The sequence below is a fragment of the Streptomyces sp. NBC_01006 genome, from assembly GCF_045162725.1.
In the GTDB taxonomy this organism is placed as follows: Bacteria; Actinomycetota; Actinomycetes; order Streptomycetales; family Streptomycetaceae; genus Streptomyces.
Genome location: NZ_CP108700.1, coordinates 1,790,514 through 1,805,863, shown reverse-complemented (window position 1 = coordinate 1,805,863; position 15,350 = coordinate 1,790,514). Strand labels below are relative to the sequence as shown.

The 15,350-nt window shown below is 72.6% G+C and carries 14 protein-coding genes; 4 read left to right on the top strand and 10 right to left on the bottom strand.

Annotated elements, in window-relative coordinates:
• Window positions 1-60 precede the first annotated feature (60 nt).
• From OG509_RS08090 to OG509_RS08065, 6 genes are all read right to left on the bottom strand, one after another.
• Window positions 61-1,296, bottom strand: a complete 1,236-nt coding sequence (locus tag OG509_RS08090) for a histidine kinase (RefSeq protein WP_406181295.1) — start codon at window positions 1,294-1,296, stop codon at window positions 61-63.
• On the bottom strand, window positions 1,293-3,032 hold the full coding sequence (locus OG509_RS08085) for a cation acetate symporter (protein WP_406181293.1): 1,740 nt from the start codon (window positions 3,030-3,032) through the stop codon (window positions 1,293-1,295). The genes OG509_RS08090 and OG509_RS08085 overlap by 4 nt, the downstream gene beginning before the upstream one ends.
• Before the next feature lie 115 nt (window positions 3,033-3,147).
• Complete coding sequence (locus tag OG509_RS08080) at window positions 3,148-3,423, bottom strand: hypothetical protein (protein ID WP_385582009.1); 276 nt, start codon at window positions 3,421-3,423, stop codon at window positions 3,148-3,150.
• Between the two features lie 167 nt (window positions 3,424-3,590).
• The gene (locus OG509_RS08075) at window positions 3,591-4,457 is read right to left on the bottom strand and encodes a LytR/AlgR family response regulator transcription factor (protein WP_406181291.1); all 867 of its coding nucleotides are present in this window, start codon (window positions 4,455-4,457) and stop codon (window positions 3,591-3,593) included.
• A gap of 122 nt (window positions 4,458-4,579) precedes the next feature.
• On the bottom strand, window positions 4,580-5,545 hold the full coding sequence (locus OG509_RS08070) for an SCO0930 family lipoprotein (protein WP_406187506.1): 966 nt from the start codon (window positions 5,543-5,545) through the stop codon (window positions 4,580-4,582).
• A 125-nt stretch (window positions 5,546-5,670) separates the two neighbouring features.
• A complete protein-coding gene (locus tag OG509_RS08065; protein ID WP_406181289.1) occupies window positions 5,671-6,702 on the bottom strand; it encodes a GDSL-type esterase/lipase family protein in 1,032 nt (343 codons plus the stop codon).
• A 333-nt stretch (window positions 6,703-7,035) separates the two neighbouring features.
• Between OG509_RS08065 and OG509_RS08060 the strand changes: the two genes are divergently transcribed.
• Complete coding sequence (locus tag OG509_RS08060) at window positions 7,036-8,508, top strand: amino acid transporter (protein ID WP_406181287.1); 1,473 nt, start codon at window positions 7,036-7,038, stop codon at window positions 8,506-8,508.
• 10 nt (window positions 8,509-8,518) lie between these two features.
• Window positions 8,519-8,974: an Lrp/AsnC family transcriptional regulator gene (locus OG509_RS08055; RefSeq protein ID WP_007262967.1), complete on the top strand. Its 456-nt coding sequence runs from the start codon at window positions 8,519-8,521 to the stop codon at window positions 8,972-8,974.
• Window positions 8,975-9,062: 88 nt separating this feature from the next.
• Here OG509_RS08055 and OG509_RS08050 read toward each other — a convergent pair whose 3' ends face one another.
• Together OG509_RS08050 and OG509_RS08045 are read right to left on the bottom strand one after the other, a co-directional pair.
• On the bottom strand, window positions 9,063-9,380 hold the full coding sequence (locus tag OG509_RS08050; protein WP_406181285.1) for a WhiB family transcriptional regulator: 318 nt from the start codon (window positions 9,378-9,380) through the stop codon (window positions 9,063-9,065).
• Window positions 9,381-9,474: 94 nt separating this feature from the next.
• Window positions 9,475-10,191, bottom strand: a complete 717-nt coding sequence (locus OG509_RS08045) for a GNAT family N-acetyltransferase (protein ID WP_406181283.1) — start codon at window positions 10,189-10,191, stop codon at window positions 9,475-9,477.
• Between the two features lie 289 nt (window positions 10,192-10,480).
• Between OG509_RS08045 and OG509_RS08040 the strand changes: the two genes are divergently transcribed.
• Window positions 10,481-11,281, top strand: a complete 801-nt coding sequence (locus OG509_RS08040) for a carbon-nitrogen hydrolase family protein (RefSeq protein ID WP_406181281.1) — start codon at window positions 10,481-10,483, stop codon at window positions 11,279-11,281.
• 51 nt (window positions 11,282-11,332) lie between these two features.
• Window positions 11,333-13,030: a flavin monoamine oxidase family protein gene (locus tag OG509_RS08035; protein ID WP_385582029.1), complete on the top strand. Its 1,698-nt coding sequence runs from the start codon at window positions 11,333-11,335 to the stop codon at window positions 13,028-13,030.
• Between the two features lie 81 nt (window positions 13,031-13,111).
• Here OG509_RS08035 and OG509_RS08030 read toward each other — a convergent pair whose 3' ends face one another.
• Together OG509_RS08030 and OG509_RS08025 are read right to left on the bottom strand one after the other, a co-directional pair.
• Window positions 13,112-13,753, bottom strand: a complete 642-nt coding sequence (locus tag OG509_RS08030; RefSeq protein WP_053693960.1) for a DUF5995 family protein — start codon at window positions 13,751-13,753, stop codon at window positions 13,112-13,114.
• A 92-nt stretch (window positions 13,754-13,845) separates the two neighbouring features.
• Entirely contained in the window at window positions 13,846-15,276 is a 1,431-nt protein-coding gene (locus tag OG509_RS08025) for a uracil-xanthine permease family protein (protein WP_406181279.1), read from the bottom strand.
• Window positions 15,277-15,350: the final 74 nt, after the last annotated feature.

Below are 15,350 nucleotides of genomic sequence, written 5' to 3'. Positions count from 1 at the left end.
CGAACCTCCCCGACTGTCCCCCGGCTGCCGCCGGGGAAGCCCCGGCGGTCGGTCCGTGCCTCAGTACCGGGGCGGCTGCTGCCCCGGACCCGAACTGTGCACGCCCGCGCGGTATTTGGGTATGCGCAGGGAGATCTTCATGCCCGCGCCGACCCCCGTCTCGATCACCGGGCCGTACGCGTCCCCATACACCTGCCGGATCCGCTCGTCCACGTTCGTCAGCCCGATGCCCGACGAGGAGGCGCCGCGCTCACCGGCCAGGATCCGGCGCAGCACGGCCGGATCCATGCCGACCCCGTTGTCCTCGATGGTGATCACCGCCTCCGCGCCCGCGTCCCGGGCGGCGATGGTGATCAGGCACTCCCCGGTGGAGTCCTCCAGCCCGTGCTTGACGGCGTTCTCCACCAGCGGCTGCAGGCACAGGAACGGCAGCGCCACCGGGAGCACCTCGGGCGCCACCTGGAGGGTCACCTTCAGCCGGTCCCCGAACCGGGCCCCGGCCAGGGCCAGGTACTGCTCGATGGACCGCAGCTCCTCGGCGAGCGTGGTGAACTCGCCGTGCCGCCGGAAGGAGTAGCGCGTGAAGTCGGCGAACTCCAGCAGCAGGTCCCTGGCCCGCTCCGGGTCGGTCCGGACGAACGAGGCGATCGCGGCGAGGGAGTTGAAGATGAAGTGCGGGGAGATCTGCGCGCGCAGCGCCTTGATCTCCGCCTCCATCAGGCGGGTGCGCGAACGGTCCAGCTCGGAGAGCTCCAGCTGGACGGAGACCCAGCGGGCCAGCTCCGTGGCGGCCCGCACCAGCACCGCCGACTCCCGCGAACCGTAGGCCACGAGGGCGCCGAGCACCCCGTCCTCTCCGGTGAGCGGGGCGAACACCGCCCATTTCAGCGGGCAGTCGGGGCGGGTGCACTCCGTCCGTACGCTCATGCTGCGGCCGGAGTCCAGCATGACGGCGACCCGGGCCATCGCCCGCCGCTCGTGGTGGTCGGCGCCCGGCCCGTCCCAGGCCAGCACGGACCGCCGGTCGGTGAGGCACAGCGCCTCCGTGCCCAGCAACGAGCGCAGCCGCTTCGCGGCCTTGCGGGCGGCGTCCTCGGTGAGCCCGGCACGCAGCGGGGGAGCGGCCAGCGAGGCGGTGTGCAGGGTGTGGAAGGTGGCTCGCTCCACGGGGGTGCCGAGGGCCAGGCCGGTCGCCCGTTCACCGCGCCGGGCGTGCCAGCGGCCGCCGGCCCAGCCCAGGCCCAGCAGCAGGGCCGCGCCCGCCACCGCGAGGGCCGAGAGCACCGCTCCGGTCATGGAGCACCGCCCGCACCGGCCGCACCGGCCCCGGTCACGCTCTCCGGAAGGTGCAGCCGGGCCAGCGTCGCCGCCGTCCCGGCCGGTATCCGCGACCGGGTGGCCAGCGATACGAGCACCATCGTCAGGAACCCCAGCGGTACCGACCACGCCGCCGGCCACGCCATCAGCGTGTGCACCCACCCCGCCGGGGGCAGCCCCGCGCGGGTCGCCAGCACCGCGCCCAGCGCCGCCCCGCCCCCGGCGACCAGCCCGGCCACGGCGCCCGGCGGGGTCAGCCCGCGCCACCAGATGCCCAGCACCAGCAGCGGGCAGAACGACGAGGCCGACACCGCGAAGGCCAGCCCCACCGCGTCCGCCACCGGCACGTCCGTCAGCAGCATGCTCCCGCCCAGCGGCACCAGCATCGCCACCAGCACCGCGAGCCGGAACGTCCGCACCCCGCGCGTCGCCAGGATGTCCTGGTGCAGCACCCCGGCCACCGCCATGGTCAGCCCCGAAGCCGTCGACAGGAACGCCGCGAACGCGCCCCCGGCCACCAGCGCCCCCAGCAGATCGCCGAGCACCCCGCCCACCATCCGCTCCGGCAGCACCAGCACCGCCGCGTCCGCGTCCCCGGTGAGGGCGAGTTCCGGGGCGTAGGTCCGGCCGAGCACCCCGTACACCGGCGGCAGCAGGTAGAAGAAGCCGAGCAGCCCGAGCACCACCAGCGTGGTGCGCCGCGCGTCGCGGCCGTTCGGGCTCGTGTAGAAGCGCACCGCCACATGGGGCAGGCCCATCGTGCCGAGGAAGGTGGCCAGCACCAGCCCGTACGTCGCGTACAGGCCGAGCGCCGGCCGGTCCCCGTCCATCGGCTCGGACCAGCGGGCGGTGTCCCGCCCGGATTTCGCCCGGGTCTGCGGAACCCGGGTGTCCGGGGCGAACTCCAGCCGCGCCCTGGCCCGTACGGAGTGCTCGCCGGGCTCCAGGGTCAGCGGGGCCGCCGTGTAGCCGCGCCCGTCGACCTGCCCGGTGACCTTCACCGCCAACGGCACGTCCAGCGACAGCCGTACGTCCTCGGCGAGCGTGACGGCGGTGTGCTCGCGGAAGACCGCCGGGGCGTCGAAGGAGGCGCGCGGGGCCCCGTCACCGGCCCAGGCGGCGAGCAGGAAGAAGGCGGGCACCAGCAGCGCGGTGAGCTTGAGCCAGTACTGGAAGGCCTGCACGAAGGTGATGCTCCGCATCCCGCCGGCCGCGACGGCCGCGGTCACCACGAACGCGACGACCACCCCGCCCACCCAGTGCGGGGCCCCGGTCAGGATCTCCAGGGTCAGCCCGGCGCCCTGGAGTTGCGGCAGCAGGTACAGCCAGCCCACCCCCACCACGAACAGCACCGCGACCCGGCGCACCGCCTGCGACTCCAGCCGGGCCTCGGCGAAGTCGGGCAGCGTGTACGCCCCCGAGCGCCGCAGCGGGGCCGCCACCAGCGCCAGCAGCACCAGGTATCCGGCGGTGTAGCCGACCGGGTACCAGAGCATCTCGGGCCCCTGCAGCAGCACCAGCCCGGCCACCCCGAGGAAGGAGGCCGCGGAGAGGTACTCCCCGCTGATCGCCGCCGCGTTGAGCCGGGGCCCCACCGTCCGCGAGGCGACGTAGAAGTCGGAGGTGGTCCGCGATATCCGCAGCCCCAGCGCACCGACCAGCACCGTGACCAGGACGACGACGGTGACCGCGGTCAGCGCGTACGTCTGGTTCAAGGCTCGGTCCTCATCGCCCGGGGAAGGGGGTACCGGAGTCTACGCACGGCCCCGGACCCCGCAACAGACGCGAACCGGGCCGATCCCACCCCCTCCCACCGGCCGAAAAGGGGTGTCAGCGGGCGGGGTCGCGGTGTTCTGCGCAGTCGCGCAGCGCGATCTCCAGTTCCACGTACGAGTCTTCGGCGCGGCGGAAGGCCAGGGTCAGCGCCGCCTCCGCGCGGGGCGGGAGCTGCTGGCGGACGCCCTCGTTGGCCTCGTACAGGACGTCGGCCCAGCGGGCGGCGGCGCTGCGCAGCCGGGCGAGCAGCAGCTCGGCCTCGGCGGGGCCGGCGGGCGGGGTCCGGGGCAGTACGGCCAGCGCGTCGAGCAGCGCCTGGATCTCGGCCATCCGCACCCCCCAGCTCGTTCCCGGCGGCTCCACCATAGGTCCGGGGCCGGTCGGCTGCGGGCGGCGGCGACCGCCCTGCGACCGACGGCGGGCGCGGGGCGCCGTACGTCCCGTTCGGCGCGACGAACGGCACACGGGCACGCCGGACGGTCGGCGGCCGACACGGCCTAGCCGGTCGCCTGGCGCATCAGCAGGTCCCGCAGCTGGCGGGCGTGGCGCCGGCTGACCTGGAGCTCGGCGGATCCGACGCGGACGCTGGTGGTGCCGGCGTCCATCCGGAGCTCGTCGATCCGGCCGAGGGCCACCAGGTGGCGGCGGTGGATGCGGACGAACCCGCGGGCCGCCCAGCGCTCCTCCAGCGTGGAGAGCGGGATGCGGACCAGGTGGCTGCCCTCGTCGGTGTGCAGCCGGGCGTAGTCGCCCTGGGCCTCGACGTACGCGATGTCGGCGATCGCCACGAACCGGGTGACGCCGCCCAGCTCGACGGCGATCTGGTCCGCGGTGCGGTCGGCGACGGTGAGCTCGGGGGCGGGGCGGCGCTGCGGCGGGACGGAGGGGCCGGGGGGAGCGGGGAGACCGGCCCGGCCGGCCGGACCGGCGGTCCCGGCCGGCTCCGCGGGCTCGGGCGGCTGCGCGGCGGCCCGGCCCAGCTGGGCGCAGGCCCGCCGGACGGCCTCGCCGAGCCGCTCCGGGCGGACGGGCTTGAGCACGTAGTCCACGGCCTTGAGGTCGAAGGCCTGGACGGCGAACCCCTCGTGGGCGGTGACGAACACGATCAGCGGCGGCCGCGCGAACCCGGCCAGCAGCCGGGCGATGTCCAGGCCGGTCAGCCCCGCCATGTGGATGTCGAGGAAGACGACGTCGATGCCGTCGGGCCCCTCGGGGCCGCTCTCCAGGGCCCGGGTGATCCGCCGCAAGGCCTCCGTGGCGTCCGAGGCGCCCTCGGCGCTCAGCACCCGGGGGTCGGAGCTCAGCAGGTAGAGGAGCTCCTCCAGGAGCGGCTTCTCGTCGTCGACGGCCAGTACGCGCAGCATGCGGTGGAGTGTATGGACGAGCGCGCCGGGGCGGAACGGTGCGCGGCCCGCCTGCCAGGGGGGAGAGGGGCAGGGGGCCGCGCGGTTTCGGGTGTGGGGGGATACGGGGGAGGGGCGGTGGATCAGGAAGTGGTGATCAGCTTGCCGTCGGGGGACACCGCGTACCAGGTGCCGCCGACGCCCTGGCCGTTGATGTCGCCGGCCTTCTTGTCACCGGTGAAGGTGTAGACGGGCCAGCAGTCGATGGCCTGCTGCTTCATGCCGTCGGGGCGGTCCAGGACCGAGTAGCCCTTCTCCACGATGCCCTTGGCGTTGGCCTTGTCCACCGGGGGCACGACCGGCCACTTGGCCACGCAGTCGCCGGTGCAGTTGGAGGCCATCGGCCAGGCGGTGTCCTTCTTGAACCGGTAGACGGTCATCCCGTTGCCGTCGACGATGTGCTCGCCCAGCTTGGGGTCCTTGGCCACGGTCAGCGCGCCCGAGGCCTGGCCCGCACCGGCCGGCGCCGGCGCCGGGGCCGCCTTGGCGGCCTTCTTGCCGTCGGGGGCGAAGGCGAACCAGGTCCCGCCGACGCCCTGCCCGTTGGTCTCGCCCGCCTTGGTGTCCTTGCTGTACCGGTACACCGGCCAGCCGGCCACCGTCAGCTGCTTGCTGCCGTCGGTGCGCACGACCTCGCCCAGCAGCGACGCGTCCATGCCCGCGGCCGCGGTGGCGTCGCCGGCCTGTACGGCGGGCCAGGCCTTCGCGCAGTCCCCGTCGCAGTTGGACTTCGGCGGCTTGGCGGTGTCCTTGTCGAAGCGGTAGAGGGTGAAGCCGGCGCTGTCGGTGAGGAGGGCGCCGATCTGCTCGTTCTGGGCGACCGCCAGCTGTCCGGCACCCTTGGCGTCCGCGCCGGCGGCGGCTCCCGCGCCGGAGTCGGAACCGTAGTCGGAGCCGTAGGCGCCGGCGCCGGAAGCGGCGGCGGGAGCCTGGGCCGCGGCCCCGGCCGGCTTCGCATCGCCCGCCTTGTCGTCCCCGCCGCAGGCGGTCGCCGTCAGGGCGACGACGACTGCGACGGCGGCCAGGGTGGTTCCGCGCTTGATGCCCATCTTGATCTCTCCCACGTCGGTGTCTCCGTGTCCGCCGCCCGTTTCCGCGGTGCGTCGGCAACTGTGCTCAGGACACGCCCTGTTGGGGTCGATCTGTTCAAGCGGATTCCTGTGGGCTGTTTCACTCACCCGGGACCGAACCCGGAGCGCCGCAGAGCCGTGACCACAGCGAGGCCGAGGACCTGGTGTCCGGAGTCGTTGGGGTGCAGTCCGTCCGCCAGGTGCTCCGGTCCCAGCAGGTCACGGCCCGGCAGCAGGGCGAGACGGTCGTCCCCGGCGGCGATCCGGTCGTGGGCCGCCCGCTCCATCGCATCGCGCAGGGCGCCCAGGGTGGCGCCGAGCCGGTTCGGGGTGCGCTCGGCGTCGGGCCGCAGTACGGGGGAGACCAGCAGCAGCGGGGTGCGGGGATGCCCCTGGCGGACCAGGTCGAGGAACGCGCGGGTGGTCTCGTACAGCAGGGGCGCCGAGAAGGGCACGCGGGACCAGCAGTTGGTGCCGAACGCGAGGGTGAGGACATCGGCGGGCAGGCCGGCGATCTGCTCGGCGGTGGCGAGCTCCCCGCGGGCGGCGCCCGCGTACCCGAGGTTGACCGTGTCCCAGCCCAGCGCCCGCCCGGCGACCGCGGGCCAGCCGTGGGCGGGCCGGGTCGACCACCAGCCCTCGGTGATCGAATCGCCGTGCACCACCCAGCGCGGGCCGGCCGGAGCAGGGGCCACGGCACCGCCGACCCCGCGCAGGCCGAGGATCAGAGGGGACTGCCCCTCCGGCGGGTGGAGGGTGAACGGGCCGCTCCCGCCGGGCAGTTCGATCCGTACGACGGCCTCCGCGGCCGGGTCGGTCCAGACCTCGCGGACCACCCCGTGCCGGTCCCACAGGGCGAAGCAGTGCGCGAGGTCGCGCAGCGCGTCGGTGGGGCCGGGCACGGTCGCCCGGTAGCGGATCTCCACGGCGTGCGCCGCGTGCGCCGTGAACTCCAGACGCACCCCTATCGGCAGGGTGGCCCGCTCCCCGGTGTCCCAGGGCAGCCGCATGCCGTCCTCCGGGTCGGCCCGGACCGGGCGCCCCTTGTCCAGCCAGGCGACCCCGCGCAGGAAGGGCCCCGGGTCCAGCCAGTGCGTGGCGGTGCTCTCGGCGTTCACGGCGTTCTCGGCGTTCACGGCGCGCCTCCGGTCGTCGGTCCCGGCGGCATGCTGCGGCAGATCTGACGAGGTGTCAACGGAAGGGACAAAGGGGGCGTACGCATTGATCGATCATCCGTGCGCAACAAAGGACCATCCAGGACAGATCCGCGCAACGATCGTGCGGCAATGTGCAAGGATGGTGCATTACGGGCGGTATCACTCAGCTCGTAGGCTCACTCGCTGTACGTGGAGTGGCGCGGACCGCCTGCTCGGCGGTCCCCCCATGCCCAGGCTCCTTGTCTGTGTCCTGCTCCGGACCGCTGCGGTCGATGCCTCAGTCCCCATCCGCAGTGTCAAAGGAGTCCCCTCGTGCTCGAAACCGGCCAGGCGCCACCGCTCACCTCCGGGCCCCGCAAGCCTGTGAACCCTCTGCTGCGCCGCAAGCCGGTCGAGCAGATGGTCGCCGAGGGCGGCCAGGGCGAGGGCGGAAACCTGCGCCGCTCGCTCACCATGTGGCAGCTGACCATGATCAGCATCGGCGCCACCCTGGGCACCGGCATCTTCGTCGTCCTCGGCGAGGCGGCCCCCAAGGCCGGCCCGGCCGTCACGATCTCCTTCATCATCGCGGGCCTGACCGCCCTCTTCTCGGCCCTCTCCTACGCGGAGCTGGCCGGATCGGTGCCGGTCTCCGGCTCCTCGTACTCGTACTCGTACGCCACCATGGGCGAGTTCATCGCCTGGGTCTGCGGCTGGTGCCTGGTCCTGGAGTACGCCGTCTCGGTCTCGGCCGTCGCCGTCGGCTGGGGCCAGTACCTCAACGAGCTCCTCGACGGGACCATAGGCGTCACGCTCCCCGAGAAGCTCTCCGCCGCCCCGCTGGGCGACGGCGGCATCATCAACCTGCCGTCCCTGGTCGTCGTCCTGCTCGCCATGGTCTTCCTGCTCCGCGGCGCCAAGGAGAGCGCCCGGATCAACACGATCATGGTCGTCGTGAAGATCGTGACCCTGGTGCTCTTCATCGGCATCGGCGTCATGGGCATCAAGTCCGGCAACTACGCCCCGCTGGCCCCGCTCGGCGTCACCGGCATCAGCGCCGCCGCCTCCACGCTCTTCTTCTCGTACATCGGCTTCGACGCCGCCTCCACCGCCGGTGAGGAAGCCAAGAACCCGAAGAAGGACCTGCCCCGCGCGATCATGCTCTCGCTGGGCATCGTCACCATCCTGTACTGCCTCGTCGCCTTCGTCGCCGTCGGCGCCATGCCGTGGCAGGACTTCGAGGGAACCGAGGCCGCGCTGGCGCAGATCATGACCAACGTCACCGGTGACTCCTTCTGGGGCGTCGTCCTCGCCGCCGGCGCGGTCGTCGCCATCGCCTCCGTCGTCTTCGCCGTCCTCTACGGCCAGACCCGCATCCTCTTCGCGATGTCCCGCGACGGCCTCGTCCCCAAGGTCTTCGCCAAGGTCGACGAGAAGACCGGCGCCCCCCGCGCCAACGTGGTGATCGTCTCCCTCTTCTGCGGCGCGCTCGCGGCGTTCATCCCCCTGGGTGAGCTGGCCAACGCGACCAGCATCGGCACCCTCTTCGCCTTCGCCCTCGTCAACATCGCCGTCGTGATCCTGCGCCGCACCAAGCCGGACATGCCGCGCACCTTCAACGTGGCGCTCTTCCCGGTCACGCCGATCCTCGGCTTCCTCGCCTGCGGCTACATGATGTACAGCCTGCCGACCGCCACGTGGATCGCTTTCGGTGTCTGGATGGCCGTCGGCCTCGTGGTCTACTTCCTGTACGGCATCCGCCGCTCCCGACTGGCCACGGCAGAAGTGGCCACAGCAGAAAAGTGATCCACCCGCAGTGCGACTGAACGATCTCGACGAACGCATCGTGCACGCCCTCGCCGAGGACGCCCGCCGCTCCTACGCCGACATCGGCTCCGAGGTCGGACTCTCGGCCCCGGCCGTGAAGCGTCGCGTGGACCGGCTGCGGGCCGAGGGAGCCATCACGGGCTTCACCGTCCGCGTCGACCCCGCCGCCATGGGCTGGGAGACCGAGGGCTTCATAGAGATCTACTGCCGCCACAACACCTCGCCGGACGACATCCGGCGAGGGCTGGAGCGGTACCCCGAGGTGGTGTCCGCGTCGACCGTCACCGGCGACGCGGACGCCCTCGTCCAGGTCTTCGCCTCCGACATGCGCCACTTCGAGCGCGTACTGGAGCGCATCGCGGGCGAACCGTTCGTGGAGCGCACCAAGTCGGTGCTGGTCCTGTCCCCACTCCTGCGCCGCTTCACCTCGGGCGCCCCGGCCTAGAGGTCGTACCCCCCGCACCCCGGACACCCCTGCGCCCCGGCATCCCTATGCCGGGGCGCAGCCGCGTCCGGGGTCCCGCGGGCGGCGTTCAGCGGTGCCCGGCACTCACGTGGGCCGCATCGGTGCGGCGGCCGGCCGACACCAGCAGGGGACGGCGTTCCTCCTCGGTCAGCCCGCCCCACACCCCGAACGGCTCCCGGGTCCGCAGCGCGTGCTCCAGGCACGCGGCACGGACCGGGCAGACGGCGCACACCCGCTTCGCGGCCTCGTCGCGGTCCTCGCGCTCCTCGCCCCGCTCACCCGCCGGGTGGTAGAAGCGCCCGGGGCCCAGGTTCCGGCAGGCCGCGCGCAGCTGCCACTGCCAGTGATGGTGCGCGGAGCCGGGCAGCCTTGAGACGTCGGTCATGGCAGTTCCTTTCCGTGGATTACCGACGCGTCTGACCGCTCTCCGCTCCGCGAAACCTGCCCGCCGGGTTCCTCCGGCCGTACGAGGCCCTGCGTCAGTCCGTCGTGTCCGGGGTGCGGACTCCGATGAAGAGCGGGCGGCGGCGCAGGGTGAAGCCCATCGACTCGTAGAGGGCGATGGCACCCGTGTTCTCCGCCGCCGCGTGCAGGAACGGGCGGTCGCCGCGCTCGCGGATCGCGGCGGACACCGCCCGGATCAGCCGGCCCGCGAGCCCCTTGCCCCGGTGGTCCGGGTGCGTGCACACCGCGCTGATCTCCGACCAGCCCGGCGGGCGCATCCGTTCCCCCGCCATCGCGACGAGCCGGCCCTCGTGGCGGATCCCGAGGTACGTGCCCAGCTCGACGGTGCGCCGCGCGAACGGCCCCGGCTTCGTGAGCTGGACCAGCTCCAGCATCTCCGGTACGTCGGCCGGCCCCAGCAGGACCGCCTCGGGCGCGGACTCGGCCCGTACCGCCCCGCCGTCGAGCTGCACGCCCGGTATCGAGTCCTCCGTCGTCCACCCCGCGGGCGGCGTCGGCAGGCCGGTGATCCAGACCGTCTGGCCCGGCCCGGCCAGCGCGGCCAGATCGGCCCAGGCCTCCGGGTCCTCGGGGTCCGCGAGCGCGACGAACGGCGAGGTGTCGGCGACGTACCGGGCCGCGAGCCCCCGGGGCCCGGTCTCGGCGAAGGCGCTGCTCGGGCCGCTCAGGGCGGCCCAGACCGGGTTGTCGAGTACGTGGAGCGGGGTGGCCGTGTCGATGTCGGGCGCCATGAGGTGGGAGACTCCTTCTGCTGGTGACGACTTCTGCTGGTGACGACGGTCATGAGGACGGTCAAGAAGGTCAGCATCCGGCGCGGTCGCGTTTATGCCCCTCACACCCCGGCAGTCGCTACGCGCCCGTCGGCAGGGAATGAACGGCCCCGCACAACGAATCTCCGTCCGAGCCGTGAAACGCGCAACGAATCGATGCGCGGAGCGCAACAGTCATGGCTTGTCGGCGTCGAACGGGTGAACGTACCTTCAATAGGACCCACTCCCCTCCTGCCACAGAGGTACGCCCATGCCCCCGCTGCGCACCGCCCTCCTCCAGAGCTCCGGACGGCTCGGCGACACCGCCGAGAACCTGAAGGCGCTCGACGGGGCTGCGGAACGCGCCGCACGGGCGGGTGCCGGGCTCCTCGTGACCTCGGAGATGTTCCTGACCGGCTACGCGCTGGAGGTCGAGGACGTCGCCGCCCTCGCCGAGGCCGCCGACGGCATGTCGGCCCGCGCCATCGGCGAGATCGCCCGCCGCCACGGCGTAGCCGTCCTGTACGGCTACCCCGAGCGCGAGGGCGACACCGTCTACAACGCGGCCCAGCTCATCGGCCCCGACGGGGCCCGGCTCGCGAACTACCGCAAGACCCACCTCTTCGGCTGCTTCGAGCAGGACGCCTTCACCCCCGGCGACACCCCCGTCGTCCAGGCGGAGCTGAACGGCCTGCGCATCGGCATCATGATCTGCTACGACGTGGAGTTCCCGGAGAACGTCCGGGCCCACGCCCTGGCCGGCACCGACCTCCTCCTGGTGCCGACCGCGCAGATGCACCCGTTCCAGTTCGTCGCCGAACAGCTCGTCCCCGTACGGGCCTTCGAGAACCAGATGTACATCGCGTACGTCAACCGCACCGGTCCGGAAGGCGAGTTCGAGTTCGTCGGACTCAGCTGCCTGGCGAGCCCCGACGGGGCGACCCGCACCCGGGCCGGGCGCGGCGAGGAGCTGGTGATCGGCGAGGCCGATCCCGAGCTGCTGCGCGCTTCGCGCGAGACCAACCCGTACCTGCGCGACCGCCGCCCCGGGCTCTACGCCTCCCTCGTCTGAGCCCCGCCAGCGCCCTCCCCCCTGCCCCACCCCCGCAAGGAGCCGTACCCCATGACGTCCACGGTGCCCACCACCGCCGTCCCGCACAGCGACGGACAGCCGCCGATCACCATGTTCGGCCCGGACTTCCCGTACGCGTACGACGACTTCCTCGCCCACCCCGCGGGCCTGGGCCAGATCCCGGCGACCGAGTTCGGCACCGAGGTCGCCGTCATCGGCGGCGGGCTGTCCGGCATCATCTCCGCCTACGAGCTGATGAAGATGGGCCTCAAGCCCGTCGTCTACGAGGCGGACCAGATCGGCGGCCGGCTGCGCACCGTCGGCTTCGAGGGCGCCGGCACCGAGGGTCTGACGGCGGAGATGGGCGCCATGCGCTTCCCGCCGTCCTCCACCGCGCTCCAGCACTACATCGACCTGGTCGGCCTGGTCACCGAGCCCTTCCCGAACCCGCTCGCCGAGTCCACCCCCTCGACGGTCGTGGACCTCAAGGGCGAGACCCACTACGCCGAGACCATCGCCGACCTCCCGCAGGTCTACCGCGACGTGTCGGCCGCGTGGAACGCCTGCCTCGACGAGGGCGCCGACTTCTCCGACATGAACCAGGCGATGCGCGAGCGGGACGTCCCGCGGATCCGCGAGATCTGGGCCAAGCTCGTCGAGAAGCTCGACGACGAGACCTTCTACGGCTTCCTCTGCAAGTCCGAGGCCTTCCAGTCCTTCCGCAAGCGCGAGATCTTCGGCCAGGTCGGCTTCGGCACGGGCGGCTGGGACACCGACTTCCCGAACTCCATCCTGGAGATCCTGCGCGTCGTCTACACCGAGGCGGACGACCACCACCGCGGCATCGTGGGCGGCTCGCAGCAGCTGCCGGTGCGGCTGTGGGAGCGCGAGCCCGAGAAGATCGTCCACTGGGCGCAGGGCACCTCGCTGTCCACCCTGCACGAGGGCGCCCCGCGCCCGGCGGTGACCCGCCTGCACCGCACGGCCGGCAACCGCATCACGGTCACCGACGCCTCCGGCGACATCCGTACGTACCGTGCCGCGATCTTCACCGCCCAGTCCTGGATGCTCCTGTCCAAGATCGAGTGCGACGACACGCTGTTCCCGATCGACCACTGGACGGCGATCGAGCGCACCCACTACATGGAGTCCAGCAAGCTCTTCATTCCCGTGGACCGGCCGTTCTGGCTGGACAAGGATGAGGAGACGGGCCGCGACGTCATGTCGATGACCCTGACGGACCGCATGACGCGCGGTACGTACCTCCTGGACAACGGCCCGGACCAGCCGGCCGTCATCTGCCTCTCGTACACGTGGTGCGACGACAGCCTGAAGTGGCTGCCGCTGTCCGCGAACGAGCGGATGGAGGTCATGCTGAAGTCCCTCGGCGAGATCTACCCGAAGGTCGACATCCGCCGCCACATCATCGGCAACCCGGTGACCGTGTCCTGGGAGAACGAGCCCTACTTCATGGGCGCGTTCAAGGCCAACCTGCCGGGCCACTACCGCTACCAGCGGCGCCTGTTCACCCACTTCATGCAGGACCGCCTCCCCGAGGACAAGCGCGGCATCTTCCTCGCGGGCGACGACATCTCCTGGACGGCGGGCTGGGCCGAGGGCGCGGTCCAGACGGCGCTGAACGCGGTCTGGGGCGTCATGCACCACCTCGGCGGCTCCACCGACGCCACCAACCCCGGCCCGGGCGACCTCTACGACGAGATAGCCCCGGTCGAACTCCCGGAGGACTGACCCACCCGGTCACTCCGGCCCCATGACCACGGGCCGCCCCCGCGCCACGAGCGCGGCGGCGGCCCGTCTTCATGCGCCCGCTCAGGAGGTCGGGGTCAGGAGGCAGCGGCCCACCAGGCCCACGCCGGCGTCCAGGGAGTCCGTGAACTCCTCGGCCAGGTCGGGCGAGCGGCGCAGGGTCCACAGGAGGCGGGCCGCCGACCAGGCGGCGCCGCGGGCGCGGTCCAGGCTCCAGGAACCGAGCAGATGGGTCAGCGGGTCCGCGATCTCCAGCAGGTCCGGGCCGGGCATCAGGTCCTCCCGGATGTGCTCCTCCAGGGAGACCAGGGTGTCGCCGACCCGGTCGAAGTCCGCCTCCAGAGCCCGCGGTTCGCAGTCCAGGGCCCGGCAGGTGGCCACCACCGCCAGCGCCAGGTCGTGCCCGATGTGCGCGTTGATCCCGGCCAGCGCGTGCTGCAGCGGCCGGACCCCGGGGTGGCGGCGGTACTGGAGCAGTGGGCGCCAGCAGGCCGGGGCCCGGTCCGCCTCCACCGCCGTCAGGTACCGCTCCGCGAACCGTACGCTCAGAGCCTCCGCCCGCCGCGGCGCCGGGAACTCCCCGTGGGAGATGCGCGCGTGCAGCGTCTCCGTCACCGTCAGGTACACCCGGTTGAAGACGGCGACACCGTCCTGCGCGGGGAGCCGCTCGTCCAGGGCGCGCATCCGCGCGAGTACCGCTTCCATGGGTGGCAGCGTCGCAGCCGGCGGTGCGGATCCGGGGAACTTGGCCGTGTGCTTCGCCGGTTCGGGCGAACCCGGACCGCTCGCCGGCTCGCTCAGGGGCGGGTGCCCCGGGCGGCGTCGCCCTCGTCCAGGTCCGCGGCCGTGTCCGCGTCGCCGGTGTCGTACGCCGACGTGCCCGAGTCGAGCAGGGGCCCCTGCTGCTTCAGGTGCGCGGGCGCGAAGTACCGCAGCGCGTGGTAGCCCGTGATCACCACGATCGTGCCGAGGGCGATGCCGCCCAGCTCGAAGCTGTCCGTGAACTGCAGCTTCACCCCGCCGATGCCGATGATGATGCCCGCCGCGGCCGGCACCAGGTTCAGCGGATTGCGCAGGTCCACCCCGCCGTTGATCCAGATCTGCGCGCCGAGCAGGCCGATCATCCCGTACAGGATGACGGTGATCCCGCCGAGCACCCCGCCGGGGATCGCGGCGACGACCGCGCCGAACTTCGGGCACACGCCGAAGAGCAGCGCGAAGCCGGCCGCCGCCCAGTAGGCCGCGGTCGAGTAGACGCGGGTGGCCGCCATCACGCCGATGTTCTCGGAGTACGTGGTGTTCGGCGGGCCGCCCACCGCCGTGGACAGCATCGACGCGGCGCCGTCGGCCGCGATCGCCGTGCCGAGCTTGTCGTCGAGCGGGTCGCCGGTCATCTCGCCGACCGCCTTGATGTGCCCGGTGTTCTCGGCGATCAGGGCGATCACCACCGGCAGCGCGATCAGGATCGCCGACCACTCGAACTGCGGCGCGTGGAAGCTCGGCAGCCCGATCCAGTCCGCCTTGCCGACCCCGGAGAGGTCGAGCCGCCAGTGGTCGACGGCCTCCGCCCCGCCCACCGTCGAGTGGATCTTGCCGAAGACCAGGTCGAAGACCCAGGAGATGGCGTACCCGAAGATCAGCCCGAGGAAGATCGCGATCCGCGACCAGAAACCCCGCAGGCAGACCACGGCCATCCCCGTGAACAGCATGGTCAGCAGCGCCGTCCACTGGTCCTGCGGCCAGTACGTCGAGGCCGTCACCGGCGCCAGGTTGAAGCCGATCAGCATCACCACCGCGCCCGTCACCACCGGCGGCATCGCCGCGTGGATGATCCGTGCCCCGAAGCGCTGCACGGCGAGCCCCGCCAGGAACAGGACCACGCCGACCACGAACACCGCTCCCGTGACGACCGCGCTGTCCCCGCCGCCCGCCCGGATCGCCGCCGCGACGCCCACGAAGGCGAGGGAGCAGCCCAGGTACGAGGGCACCCGCCCGCGCGTGGCCAGCAGGAAGATGGCCGCCGCGACACCCGACATCATGATCGCCAGGTTCGGGTCCAGGCCCATCAGGACCGGCGCGACGAAGCTCGCCCCGAACATCGCCACGACGTGCTGGGCACCGAGCCCGGCGGTCCGCGGCCACGACAGCCGCTCGTCCGGCCGCACCACCGCTCCGGGGGCGGGGGTCCGCCCGTCTCCGTGCAGGGTCCAGCGCACGCCGAGGCCCATGTCTCCACCACTTCCGTCGAACCGAACGACACCGATTGGTCAAGCAACTGGCCGCCGGGGCATGCCCCGGCGGC

Bases quoted from the DNA above. Each gene is read 5' to 3' on its own strand.
- OG509_RS08030 (WP_053693960.1), bottom strand. From the start codon at position 13,753: ATGGAAGCGGTACTCGCGCGGATGCGCGCCCTGGACGAGCGGCTCCCC.
- OG509_RS08050 (WP_406181285.1), bottom strand. From the start codon at position 9,380: ATGACCGACGTCTCAAGGCTGCCCGGCTCCGCGCACCATCACTGGCAG.
- OG509_RS08080 (WP_385582009.1), bottom strand. From the start codon at position 3,423: ATGGCCGAGATCCAGGCGCTGCTCGACGCGCTGGCCGTACTGCCCCGG.
- OG509_RS08040 (WP_406181281.1), top strand. From the start codon at position 10,481: ATGCCCCCGCTGCGCACCGCCCTCCTCCAGAGCTCCGGACGGCTCGGC.
- OG509_RS08070 (WP_406187506.1), bottom strand. From the start codon at position 5,545: ATGGGCATCAAGCGCGGAACCACCCTGGCCGCCGTCGCAGTCGTCGTC.
- OG509_RS08090 (WP_406181295.1), bottom strand. From the start codon at position 1,296: ATGACCGGAGCGGTGCTCTCGGCCCTCGCGGTGGCGGGCGCGGCCCTG.
- OG509_RS08025 (WP_406181279.1), bottom strand. From the start codon at position 15,276: ATGGGCCTCGGCGTGCGCTGGACCCTGCACGGAGACGGGCGGACCCCC.
- OG509_RS08045 (WP_406181283.1), bottom strand. From the start codon at position 10,191: ATGGCGCCCGACATCGACACGGCCACCCCGCTCCACGTACTCGACAAC.
- OG509_RS08075 (WP_406181291.1), bottom strand. From the start codon at position 4,457: ATGCTGCGCGTACTGGCCGTCGACGACGAGAAGCCGCTCCTGGAGGAG.
- OG509_RS08035 (WP_385582029.1), top strand. From the start codon at position 11,333: ATGACGTCCACGGTGCCCACCACCGCCGTCCCGCACAGCGACGGACAG.